Raw genomic sequence first — 10,999 nt, forward strand, 5'->3', positions numbered from 1 at the left:
TGGAACACTTCTTCACCGGGCTGCTGGTACTCGTGTCCCTGCTGGTCGTGTGGTTCGCCGGGTACGTGGTCTACCGGCTGTTCTCCGACCAGCGGTGAGCGCCGAAACGCCCGTTCCGGGCAGTGGTGACGCCGCCGTGCAGGCCGCCGCGGCACGCGCCGAGGTGACGCGCGCCCGCAACCTGCCGCAGTTCGACGACCTGCCCGTGCCGGCGGACACCGCGAACCTGCGCGAGGGCCCCTCGCTGCACGACGCGTGCCTGTCGCTGCTGCCGCTGGTCGGCGTGTGGCGCGGCGAGGGCGAGGTCGTGTACCCGACGATCGAGGGCCCGTACCGGTTCGGGCAGCAGGTCACCTTCGCGCACGACGGCCGGCCGTTCCTCTACTACGAGGCCCGGTCCTGGCTGCTGGACGCCGACGGGAACGTCGTGCGGCAGGCCGCCCGCGAGGCCGGCTTCTGGCGACCGCAGGCCGACGACACGATCGAGGTGCTGCTCACGCACAACACCGGGGTCGTGGAGCTGTACTACGGCAAGCCTCGCAACCAGACGTCGTGGGAGTTCGGCACCGACGCGGTGGTGCGCACCGCGACCGCCAAGGACGTCGTCGGGGCGCAGCGCCTGTACGGCATCGTCAACAACGGCGACCTCGCTTACGTGGAGGAGCGGGCCATGGCCGGTCAGCCGCTCCAGCCGCACACCTCGGCGCACCTCAAGCGCATCGTCGGTTGACGGGTTGGGTTGACCGCGAGGTGTTGATCCGGCGGGGTTGACCGGAGCGGGGTCGCCCGCGATCGGTTGACCGGGCCGGGTTGACCCGGCGGGGTTGACCGCGAGGTGTCGACCGCGCCTGCCGCCCCACCCGGCGCCGTCCTGACTTCCGGGGTGCCCGGACCCGCGGATTGTTCAACAATCCTCCAAGAGCACGTAGACTGGCCCCATGCGGTTGCGGCAGTGCGGCACCAACGCGGTGCTCGTCGAGGTGGACTCCCTCGACGAGGTGGAGGCGGTGCGCGCCGCCCTGGCGTCGGCCCGGCTGCCGGACGTGGTCGAGCTGGTGCCCGCCGCGCGCACGGTCCTGGTCTCCACCCGCCCCGGCGGCCTGCCCGCCGTGCGCGAGGTCCTCGCCTCCGCCGACCTCGCCCACCGGGCGGCGACCGCCACCGAGGAGGTCGTCATCCCGGTCACCTACGACGGCCCGGACCTGGAGCTGGTCGCCGGCGCCGCGGGCCTGACCCCGGCCGAGGTGGTCGAGCTGCACACCGGCGCCGAGTACCAGGTCGCGTTCTGCGGCTTCGCGCCCGGCTTCGCCTACCTGACCGGTCTGCCCGAGCCGCTGCGCCAGCCCCGCCTGGACTCGCCCCGGACCAGGGTCCCCACGGGCTCGGTGGGCGTGGCGGGCGAGTTCACCGCCGCCTACCCGCGGGCCACGCCGGGCGGCTGGCGCCTGATCGGCCGCACCGACGCGCCCCTGTTCGACCCGCGCCGCCCCACGCCCGCCCTGCTGGCCCCCGGCCACCGCGTCCGCTTCGAGGCCACCCCGTGACGCCCGCCGAACCGCGTGTCCTCCACTCGGACATCGCGAGTCGTACGCCCGGAGGTCACGAGTCGTACGCCCGGGACCCCCGAGTTCCGCGTTCGCTGACGGTGTTGGGCGCCGGACCGCAGACCCTGGTCCAGGACCTGGGCAGGCCGGGTCACGCGCACCTCGGCGTGCCGCCCTCCGGGGCCCTCGACGCGCCGTCGCTCAAGCTCGCCAACCGCCTGGTCGGCAACCCCGAGGACGCCGCCGGCCTGGAGGTCCTGCTGGGCGGCCTGGTCGTGCGCGCCAACGCCTCGTGCACGGTCGCGGTGACCGGCCCGCACACGCCGGCGCGCGTCAACGGCGTGCTGCGCGACTCCCCCTTCCACCTGGCCGCGGGCGACACCCTGGCGCTCGGCGCGCCGAGCGGCGGGCTGCGCGCCTACGTCGCCGTGTCCGGCGGCGTCGCGGTGCCCGAGGAGCTGGGCAGCCGGGCCTCCGACGTGCTGTCGGGGCTCGGCCCCGCACCACTCGCGGAGGGCGACGAGGTGCCGCTCGGCGAGCCCGCGGGCGTGCCGGTCGGGGTGGACGTCCTGGTGCCGACCCCGGCGCCGGACGAGCTGGTCGTCCCGGTCCTGCTCGGGCCGCGCGACGACTGGTTCGCCGACGCGGGCGGGCAGCTGCTCGGGGGCCGCTGGACGGTGTCCGACCGCAGCAACCGGGTCGGGATCAGGCTCACCGGCACCTCGCTGGAGCGCGCGCCGGAGCGGGTGGGGCGCGAGCTGGCCAGCGAGGGGCTGGTCACCGGCGCGGTGCAGGTGCCGCCCGACGGGCTGCCCGTGGTGTTCCTCGCCGACCACCCGACGACCGGCGGCTACCCGGTGGTGGGCGTGGTCGCCGAACGCGCCCTGCCGCTGCTCGGGCAGGCCCGGCCCGGGACCCTGCTGAGGTTCGCGCCGCAGGGCTGAATGGGAGGAATTGGTCTAGCCCCATTGTCAACCCGGTCGGCTCCCCCTGCGTTCGACGACCCCCGGGCGATCGGGAGGGAGACCGCCTGGTTGAGGCAGCGCGGGCTGCTCGGGGCGATGATCCGGGAGATGTCCGGCGACACGGCCGGGGGTGTGCTGATCAACGCCGTGGACGTGGGCTTGAGGTGAGGCTGAGGCGGGCGGCCCCTGCCGGGGCCGCTTTCCCTCAGTACTCCGACTCGTAGAGCGCGGCCAGCTCGGCGTGGAGGTCGGCCGAATCCGGCAGGGCCTTGCCGTCCAGCGTGTGCACGCGGGTGATCTTGCGGACGCTGGACACCAGGAGGACGCCGTCCGCCGAGTACAGGTCCGCCACGTCGATCGGGGCGACCTCGGTGGTCCAGCCCTCGCGCGCGGCGGCCCGGAACAGCGCGGCCTGCGTGGTGCCGGGCAGGATGCCCAGCTCCGACGGCGGCGTGGTCAGGCGCCGACCCCGCGCCAGGATCAGCGTGGAGGTCGGGCCCTCCAGGACCGAGCCGGAGGACGTGGTGAACACCACCTCGGCGGCGCCCCGGCGCTCGGCCTCGCGCAGCGCGGCCATGTTCACCGCGTAGGACAGCGACTTGGCGCCGAGCAGCAGCCACGGGGCGCGGTCCGCCAGGCCCGGTTCGACGCCCCGGTCGAGGGTGACCGCGGCGATGCCCTCCGCGCGCTGGGCCATGACCTTGGGCGAGATGCCCATGCCGAGCGCGAACCCGGTGGGCGTGCCGTCGCCGCCCTCCACGCCGCGCGTGTAGACGAGCTTGAGCGCCATCTCCGAGTCGCCCGCCCAGGTGTCGAGCACCAGGCCGACGACGCGCTCGAACGCCGCGCGGTCCGGCTCGGGCAGGTCCAGCATCGCCGCCGAACGGGCCAGGCGGTCGAGGTGCGGACCCAGTTCGCGGGGTTCGCCGTCGACGACGAGGATCGTCTCGAAGACGCCGTCGCCGCGCACGAGGCCCAGGTCGTCGACCCGGATCAGCGGGGCGTCGGGGTCGGCCAGGGTTCCGTCGAGGAGTGCGAGCACGCGCATGTGGTGAGACTACTCACGTCTACCATCGGTGAGGTGGACACCGTCGCCGGACCGAAGGCCCTGCGCAAGACGCTGCACGCCCGGGGGATGCGGATGACGCCACAGCGCCAGCTCGTGCTGGACGCGGTGCGCGAACTCGGCCACGCCACCCCGGAGCAGATCTGCAAGCACGTCCAGCGCACCGCGCCGACGGTCAACATCACCACCGTCTACCGGACGCTCGACCTGCTGGACCGGCTCGGCATGGTCCGGCACACCCACCTCGGGCACGGCGCGCCGAACTACTCGGTGGACCCGCACGAGCACGTGCACCTGGTGTGCCACCGCTGCGGGCGCGTCGAGGAGGTGCCGTGCGAGCTCCTCTCACCTCTCGGGGGAACACTGGCGGGCCGGTACGGGTTCGAACTGGACGCGAGCCACCTCGCGCTGTCCGGCACGTGCCGCGACTGCCTCGGCAAGGGCGCCGACGAGGGCCAGGGTGTCGATGAGGGCAAGAGCGCCGTTGAAGGCAAGAACGCCGACGAGGGCGAGAGCGCCGATGAGGAGTCCGAGTGAACCCACCGCTGGAGAACCCGATCCTGGTGAACTCGCCGTTGCTGGCCGAGGGCGGCGCGGTCGCGCCGTTCGACGGCAACCCCGACCAGGGCGTGCCGTGGCACTTCGGCGACCCGTTCTCCGAGCAGCGGTCGGCCTCGCGGTCGGTGGCGGTGTTCGACCGCTCGCACCGGGCCGTGGTGGCGGTCGCCGGGGACGACCGGTTGACGTGGTTGCACTCGCTGACCAGCCAGCACTTCACCTCGTTGGGCGAGGGAGCCGGCACCGAGGCGCTGATCCTGGACGTGCAGGGGCGGGTCGAGCACCACGCGGTGGTGGCCAACGTGGGCGGGGTCGTCTACCTGGACACCGAGGCCGAGCGGGTCGGTGAGCTGCTCTCCTACCTGACCAGGATGGTGTTCTGGTCGAAGGTGGAGCCCCGGGACGCCTCCGGTGAGCTGGCCGTGCTGACGGTGGTGGGGCCCGAGGCGCCGGCGCTGTTCGAGCGGTTGGGCGTGCCGTTGCCGCAGGGGCCGCACGGGGTGGTCGCGCTTGAGGGGGGCGGCTTCGCGCGGCGGATGCCGTGGCCCGGTCATGACGCGGTGGACCTGGTGGTGCCGCGCGCCTCGCTGGTGCGGTGGTGGCGGCGGTTGACCGACGCGGGCGCGCGGGCCGCCGGCAGCTGGGCGTTCGAGGCGCTGCGCGTGGAGTCCCTGCAGGCCCGGTTGGGCGTGGACACGGACGAGAAGACCATCCCCCACGAGGCGAACTGGGTCGGCCGGGCCGTGCACCTCGACAAGGGGTGCTACCGGGGGCAGGAGACGGTGTCGAAGGTCCACAACGTGGGCCGGCCGCCTCGGCGGATGCTGCTGCTGCACCTGGACGGGTCGCGCGAGGTGCAGCCGGAGACCGGTGACCCGGTGCTCGTCGGTGAGCGCGTGGTCGGCCGGGTGGGCAGCGTGGCGCTGCACCACGAGTTGGGGCCGGTGGTGCTGGCGTTGGTGAAGCGGTCGGTTCCGCCGGAGACCGAATTGCTGGTCGGGGCCGAGGATCGGCGGGTCCAGGCCGCGGTGGACCCCGATTCCGTGCCGCCGGACACGCCCGGGTTGGGCCGTGAGGCTGCGCGCAATTTGGGGCGTTGAGGATTTAAAAGAAAGAGAGAAAAGCTTAAGAGCGGTCGCTCGCCGCTGGGCAGGCCGCCGGGGAAGGGCCTGCTGGGTGCCGTGTGCGCCGGCGCGCCGGTTGTCCCGGTGTGATTTTTGGGCGCGGCGCCGTCCTTGAGGTATTGCGTTGTCGGGGACCGGGAACGCTCCCCGTTTGCGTTGCCACCCTTCCGCGTTGTCTTCGGGACGGGGTTCCGGCTGACTTCTGTGCCAGGATCACGGCATGTCCCGACCCGGATCCCACGGCACGCTGCTCACCGTCGCCCCCACCGGGGCCGAGCACTCGAAGGCCGACGTCCCGCAGCTCCCGGTCACGTTGGAGGAGCTGGTCACCACCGCCGAGGCCTGTGAGCAGGTCGGGGCCGCCATGGTCCACGTCCACGTCCGCGGTGCGGACGCGCGGCCGACGCTCGACCTCGGGTTGCTCAAGGAGACCGTCGCGGCCCTGCGCGAGCGGACGGGGTTGGTGGTGCAGTTGTCCACCGGGGGCGCGGTGACCGATGCCGAGGCCGATCGGTTGCGGGTGCTGGACGCGTTGCCCGATTCGGCGTCCTGCACGATGGGCACGGTGAACTTCGGTGACGACGTGTTCATGAACCGGTGGGAGTTTGTCGTCGCGCTGCACCGGGGTATGCAGGAGCGGGGCATCGTCCCGGAGTACGAGATCTTCGACATCGGCCAGCTGGCGTCGCTGCGGCGGTTGCTGGACCGGCACGGGCTGCCGGCGGGTGGGAAGGTGCACGTCGACCTGGTGATGGGGGTGCCCGGCGGGATGCCGGGTGACGCCGAGACGGTGACGGCGGCCTTGCGGTTGCTGCCGGAGGGCGCGTCGTTCTCCGCGACCGGGATCGGGCGGACCTCGTTGCCGGTGATGCTGACCTCGCTGGCGGCCGGGGGGCACCTGCGGGTCGGGATGGAGGACACCCTGTCGTACGCGAAGGGCCAGCCGGTCCGGGACAACGCGCAGCTGGTCGCGAGGGCGGCCGGGTTGGCTCGGATCGCGCAGCGGCCGCCGTTGTCACCCGCAGATGCACGTGCACTCCTGGGCGTGCGCAGTCCGGTACAGGTTTGAGACAACTTTGGAAGCAGGTTTGTGTTGGCGGGTGGGCAGGAACTACCTCAGGATGAGTACGTGATCGAGGTGCGTCCTGGCGGGCGCCGCCGTATCGACCGGGTGCTCGCCCCCGACTACGCCGAGGGGGCCGAGCGGCTCCCGCTCGCCGACGTGCGCGCCCTGCGCGACGAGGCGGCGCAGGAGGAGACGGACCTGTCGTACCTGCGGCGGCTGCTGCACGCGCGGATCGACATCGTGCGGGCCGAGCAGGAGCGGCGGGTGTCGGGCGGTTCGGCGGTGGTGGACCAGTTGGCGACCATCCTGTCGTCGAACGCGGTCGGGCCGGCCACCGGGCTGGGTCGCTACCAGACGCAGGAGCCGTCGCGGGCGGAGGCGCACCGGCGGCACGTGGAGGCGCTGGTCTCGGACGTGGACCTGTCGGACGTGAGCGCGTTGTCCGACGACAAGCTGGAACTGGCGCTGCGGGTCTTCGTGAACGAGGAGGCGTCGGTGTCGGGGCGGCGGCGCGAGGTGCAGGCCGTGGTCGACCTGCTCAACGCCGAGATCGCGGGCCGCTACCAGAGCGGCAGCGCGTCGGTGGACGAGCTGCTGGCGGCCGAGCGCGGGTGGCCGACCAACCCCGGGCGTTCCAAGGAGTAGGAACGCTCTCCCGCTCTGTGGGAGTTCTGGCTAACGTCGCCGCTTGATGGCTACGAGCGCGCGTTATCGCTGGGTGGTGTTGGCCGTCGGCGCGGTGGCGCAGGGCGCCAACGCGGCGGTGTTCCTCGGGCTGCCCGCGATCACGCCGCAGCTGCGCGACCACTTCGACCTGTCGTTGCCGCAGGTCGGGTTGCTGCTCGGGGCGGTGAACCTGGGCACGATGCTCACCCTGGTCCTGTGGGGCGCGGCCGCCGACCGGCGGGGTGAGCGGCTGGTCATGGCGATCGGCGGTTTCGGCGCGGCGCTGTGCCTGGCGCCGGCGGCGTTCGACGGGGCCGTGGTGGCCGGGTTGGCGCTGGTCGGCGTGGGTCTGTTCGGCGCGAGCGTGAACGCGGCGAGCGGGCGGGCGGTGCTCACCTGGTTCCCGCCGGACCGGCGCGGGCTGGCCATGGGCATCCGGCAGACCGCGACGCCGCTGGGCGCGGCGCTGGCCGCCGTGGTGCTGCCGGTGGTGGCGGTGCGCGCCGGGGTGCCCGCGGCGTTCCTCGCGCTGTCCGGGTTCACCGCGTTCGTCGCGGTCGCCGTCGCCGTGTGGGTGCGGGAGCCGCCGTGGGCGGTACGGGCCCGGCGCGGCCACGGGGTGGTGCTGTCCGACCGCGGGCTGATCCGGCTGAGCGCCGCGAGCGGGCTGCTGGTCGTGCCCCAGTTCACCGCCGCCGCGCTGATGGTGGAGCTGCTGCACGACCACCGGGGCCTCGCGGTGGGCGTGGCCGCCGGGCTGTTCGCGGTCGCGCAGGTCGCGGGCGGCCTCGGCAGGCTGGTGGTCGGGGTCTGGTCGGACCGGGTGCGCGACCGGGTGCGCCCGCTGAAGTCGCTGAGCGTGCTGATCGCGGTCGGGTTCGCGCTGTGCGCGGCGCTGGACCGGGCGCCCGTGTGGCTGCTGGTCGCCGCGCTCGTGCCGACCGCGGCGCTGGCGCTGTGCTGGAACGGCCTGGCCATCACCGCGGCGGGCGAGCTGGCCCCGCCCGGCCGCACGGGCACGGCCCTGGGCATGCAGAACACCGCGAACTACCTCAGCGCGACCGTCACGCCGCCGCTGGCGGGCTGGGCGGCCGTGACCCTCGGGTGGCCCGCCGCCCTGCTGGCGGCCGCGGTGGCGGCCGTGGCCGCGCGGCTGCTGCTAACCGTGCCGCTCGCGGCGCGCGAGCTCGCCCCAGAACTCCCGTAGCCGCTCGTAGCGGAGCGCGACCTCCTCGGCGTCGCCCTCCTCCAGGGCGTCGACGATGGCGTTGACGTCCGTGGCCGAGGTGTCCTCCAGCAGGTCCTTGTCGTCGACCAGCTGCACCAGGCCGCCGTAGTCCAGCTCGACCGCCGAGCCCGGCGCGAAGTGGTCCAGCCAGCGCCCGGTGTCCGCGAGCACCTTGGCCGGGCCCTCGTCGCCCAGGGAGCGGGACACCACGCGGTGCGCCCGCGCGGTCCTGGCCCGCGCGTCGGCCATCGACACCCGCCACGACACCTGCCGCTCCGGGTCGTTCCTCGGCGCGAGCACGATGCGCCGCGCGTCCGGGGCGACCAGCGTGAACCACGGCAGCGGCACCGTCCAGGTGGTCGAGATGACGTGGACCGCGCCGCCGGTCAGCTCCGCCATCACCGCCGACGCCCGCGCCCGGACGGCGTCCGGCTCGACGGCCACCGCCTCGTCCCGCAGGGGACCGGTGGTCGAGGCGAGGAAGCCGACCAGCGCGGCGGCGGACCTGGCGCGCAGGTCCAGCGGGCAGACCAGTGGTCCGGGTCCGACGTCGCCGGGGACCTCGGCGGGGCTGATGGTCATCACGTCGAACGGCGCGTCGGGGGCGACGCGCCCGTCGGGGCGTTCACCCGGCAGGAGGCGGCGCGGCCGGGCCAACTGTGATCGCAACCACAGCTCCCGTTCGCGCGCGGCGACGTCCGCACGGCTCAGCACCCCGCTCTCCAGGGCTTTCCGCACCTGGTCGGCCAACGGTGCGTCAAGAGCCGACAGCGGTTCGTACACCCTGAGGTAGGCGACGAACGGTCGAGGCACCCGCGCATCCTCCCACGTTGAGATTCGACGGCACGTCTCACGCCTACCGCGTCGCGAGGAACCCCTTCGGCACGGTACGGTAGTTACCAGGAACTAGTTGTCGAGACGAGTGGGGCCGCCGTTCCCCCGGCCGCCCCCGTCCCTGTGCGAGGGGGTCGAGCCATGGGGCGCGGCCGAGCGAAGGCCAAGCAGACGAAGGTGGCGAGGGAGCTGAAGTACAGCTCTCACAACACCGACTTCGAGGCCTTGCAACGCGAGCTGTCCAGCGAGGGCGGCGGTGTTCGTCGTACCGACGAACGCTTCGACGAACCGTCGGACGACGATTACGACGACTACCGTCGCTGACACGTCCAAACACCCGCTGCTCGGAGGTTGGGCTGCCGGTCTTCACACCGGCAGCCCGACCTTTGGGCTCGGGTCCTGACTAGAACGCCCTGGCGTACTGCTTCGGCGGGTTGACCTGCGCCCCCAGTTGCTGTGCCGCGTGCAGCGGCCAGTACGGGTCGCGCAGCAGCTCGCGCCCCAGCAGGACCAGGTCGGCCGAGCCGTCGGCGAGGACCTGCTCGGCCTGCCGGGCGTCGGTGATCATGCCGACCGCCCCGGTGGGCACGTCGGCCTTCCGCCGCACGACCTCGGCGAACCGCACCTGGTAGCCGGGACCCACCGGGATGTCCGCCGCGGGCACGTTGCCGCCGGTGGACACGTCGACGAGGTCGACGCCCAGCTCCGCGAGGTCGCGGGCGAGCACGACGCTGTCCTCGGCGCTCCAGCCGCCCTCGACCCAGTCGGTGGCGGAGATGCGCGCGAACACCGGCACGTCGGCGCCCACCGCCTCCCGGACCGCGGCGGTGACCTCGCGCGCGAGCCTGGTGCGGTTCTCCAGGCTGCCGCCGTAGGCGTCGGTGCGGTGGTTGCTGAGCGGCGAGAGGAACTCGTGCAGGAGGTAGCCGTGGGCGGCGTGCACCTCGACGACCTGGAAGCCGGCTTCGACCGCGCGGCGCGCCGCGGCGGCGAAGTCGGCGACGACCCGCGCGATGCCCTCCCGGTCCAGCTCGGTCGGCGTCCGGTAGCTGTCGTGGAAGGCCACCGCGCTCGGCGCGACGGGCGTCCAGCCGCCGTCGGCGTCGGCGACACCGCCGCGTTCGGCGGCGAACGGCGCGTAGGTGGACGCCTTGCGCCCGGCGTGGGCGAGCTGCACGCCCGCCACCGAGCCCTGCGCGCGGACGAACTCCGCGATCGGGCGCCATGAGGCGATGTGCGCGTCGTCCCAGAGGCCGGTGTCCTCGGGCGAGATCCGGCCCACCGCCTGCACGGCGGTGGCCTCGGTGAGCACCAGCCCGGCCCCACCGGCGGCGCGCGAGCCGAGGTGCACGAGGTGCCACTCGTCGGGGTGGCCGTCCCGCGCCGAGTACTGGCACATGGGGCTGACCGCGATCCGGTTGGGGAGGGTGACCGACCGGGTGGTCAGGGGGCTGAACAGCTGGCTCACGTGCGTCTCCTGCGGTTCCGGGGTCCGGGGTGCCAGACGGGCCGTTCGGCGCGTCAACAGGTCCAAGGTCCCGGATCGGACTCCTGTTCCCGGTGTGGTGCGCGTCCCAGGTCCCGGGAGCTGCGGAATTCCATTCGATTCGGTATTGCCCGTGCATTCGCACGTGATCTTCAAGAGGGGGTGGCCCGGCAAAACGCCGAACAGAAGGGGCCAGTTACGCCCATTCGGGTGTACTGTCCGCAGCACGTTCGGGGAGACCATCACTTGCCGCCCGACGCAGGTCGGCCATTGGAAGTTCCCGCCGGTCACGACAGTAACAGGATCCACATGCTGCCCATGCCGACCACGACGATGACACAGGATCCAGTGTGGCCCAGCAACAGCCTGCTGGGTCGCCTCCGAGAGAACACCCGACAAGAGCTGCTCAACATCGGCACGGTCGTGCGGTACACGGCCGACCGCGAGGTGATAGAGCAGGAC

General features: G+C 73.3%; 12 protein-coding genes. 9 read left to right on the forward strand and 3 right to left on the reverse strand.

Features of this window, described 5'->3' with window-relative positions; genetic code table 11:
• Positions 1-94: 94 nt before the first annotated feature.
• The 3 genes from ABD223_RS13045 (at position 95) to ABD223_RS13055 (ending at position 2,488) form a co-directional block, all read left to right on the forward strand.
• Complete coding sequence (locus ABD223_RS13045; RefSeq protein ID WP_344036368.1) at positions 95-730, forward strand: heme-binding beta-barrel domain-containing protein; 636 nt, start codon at positions 95-97, stop codon at positions 728-730.
• 208 nt (positions 731-938) lie between these two features.
• Entirely contained in the window at positions 939-1,544 is a 606-nt protein-coding gene (gene pxpB / locus ABD223_RS13050) for a 5-oxoprolinase subunit PxpB (protein WP_344036369.1), read from the forward strand.
• 101 nt (positions 1,545-1,645) lie between these two features.
• Complete coding sequence (locus ABD223_RS13055; RefSeq protein WP_380647907.1) at positions 1,646-2,488, forward strand: 5-oxoprolinase subunit C family protein; 843 nt, start codon at positions 1,646-1,648, stop codon at positions 2,486-2,488.
• Between the two features lie 226 nt (positions 2,489-2,714).
• Here ABD223_RS13055 and ABD223_RS13060 read toward each other — a convergent pair whose 3' ends face one another.
• A complete protein-coding gene (locus ABD223_RS13060; protein ID WP_344036371.1) occupies positions 2,715-3,557 on the reverse strand; it encodes an aminodeoxychorismate lyase in 843 nt (280 codons plus the stop codon).
• Positions 3,558-3,644: 87 nt separating this feature from the next.
• On the opposite strand from ABD223_RS13060, the gene ABD223_RS13065 reads away from it, so the two are divergent.
• The 5 genes from ABD223_RS13065 to ABD223_RS13085 all read left to right on the forward strand — a co-directional run bounded on the left by ABD223_RS13065 (position 3,645) and on the right by ABD223_RS13085 (position 8,196).
• Positions 3,645-4,112 (forward strand): Fur family transcriptional regulator, encoded by a 468-nt coding sequence (locus ABD223_RS13065; protein ID WP_344036401.1) that lies wholly within the window; start codon positions 3,645-3,647, stop codon positions 4,110-4,112.
• Positions 4,113-4,138: 26 nt separating this feature from the next.
• Complete coding sequence (ygfZ, locus tag ABD223_RS13070; RefSeq protein ID WP_380647935.1) at positions 4,139-5,233, forward strand: CAF17-like 4Fe-4S cluster assembly/insertion protein YgfZ; 1,095 nt, start codon at positions 4,139-4,141, stop codon at positions 5,231-5,233.
• A gap of 244 nt (positions 5,234-5,477) precedes the next feature.
• Entirely contained in the window at positions 5,478-6,326 is an 849-nt protein-coding gene (locus ABD223_RS13075) for a beta-keto acid cleavage family enzyme (protein ID WP_344036372.1), read from the forward strand.
• A gap of 60 nt (positions 6,327-6,386) precedes the next feature.
• On the forward strand, positions 6,387-6,968 hold the full coding sequence (locus ABD223_RS13080; RefSeq protein ID WP_344036373.1) for an RsiG family protein: 582 nt from the start codon (positions 6,387-6,389) through the stop codon (positions 6,966-6,968).
• Between the two features lie 46 nt (positions 6,969-7,014).
• Positions 7,015-8,196: an MFS transporter gene (locus ABD223_RS13085; RefSeq protein WP_344036403.1), complete on the forward strand. Its 1,182-nt coding sequence runs from the start codon at positions 7,015-7,017 to the stop codon at positions 8,194-8,196.
• On the opposite strand, the gene ABD223_RS13090 is transcribed toward ABD223_RS13085, so the two are convergent.
• Positions 8,149-9,030, reverse strand: a complete 882-nt coding sequence (locus tag ABD223_RS13090; protein WP_344036374.1) for a DUF8083 family protein — start codon at positions 9,028-9,030, stop codon at positions 8,149-8,151. The genes ABD223_RS13085 and ABD223_RS13090 overlap by 48 nt on opposite strands.
• A gap of 162 nt (positions 9,031-9,192) precedes the next feature.
• On the opposite strand from ABD223_RS13090, the gene ABD223_RS13095 reads away from it, so the two are divergent.
• Positions 9,193-9,375, forward strand: coding sequence for a DUF3073 domain-containing protein (locus tag ABD223_RS13095; RefSeq protein WP_344036375.1), 183 nt, complete (start codon positions 9,193-9,195; stop codon positions 9,373-9,375).
• Positions 9,376-9,454: 79 nt separating this feature from the next.
• Here the strand turns inward: ABD223_RS13095 and ABD223_RS13100 are convergent, their stop codons facing one another.
• Positions 9,455-10,519 (reverse strand): NADH:flavin oxidoreductase/NADH oxidase, encoded by a 1,065-nt coding sequence (locus ABD223_RS13100; protein ID WP_344036376.1) that lies wholly within the window; start codon positions 10,517-10,519, stop codon positions 9,455-9,457.
• Positions 10,520-10,999: the final 480 nt, after the last annotated feature.

The organism is Saccharothrix xinjiangensis (genome assembly GCF_039527585.1).
Lineage (GTDB): Bacteria > Actinomycetota > Actinomycetes > Mycobacteriales > Pseudonocardiaceae > Actinosynnema > Actinosynnema xinjiangensis.

Excerpts from the sequence above, each read along its gene's own strand:
- ABD223_RS13085 (WP_344036403.1), top strand. The coding sequence starts at position 7,015 with ATGGCTACGAGCGCGCGTTATCGCTGGGTGGTGTTGGCCGTCGGCGCG.
- ABD223_RS13095 (WP_344036375.1), top strand. The coding sequence starts at position 9,193 with ATGGGGCGCGGCCGAGCGAAGGCCAAGCAGACGAAGGTGGCGAGGGAG.
- ABD223_RS13065 (WP_344036401.1), top strand. The coding sequence starts at position 3,645 with ATGCGGATGACGCCACAGCGCCAGCTCGTGCTGGACGCGGTGCGCGAA.
- ABD223_RS13075 (WP_344036372.1), top strand. The coding sequence starts at position 5,478 with ATGTCCCGACCCGGATCCCACGGCACGCTGCTCACCGTCGCCCCCACC.
- pxpB (WP_344036369.1), top strand. The coding sequence starts at position 939 with ATGCGGTTGCGGCAGTGCGGCACCAACGCGGTGCTCGTCGAGGTGGAC.
- ABD223_RS13060 (WP_344036371.1), bottom strand. The coding sequence starts at position 3,557 with ATGCGCGTGCTCGCACTCCTCGACGGAACCCTGGCCGACCCCGACGCC.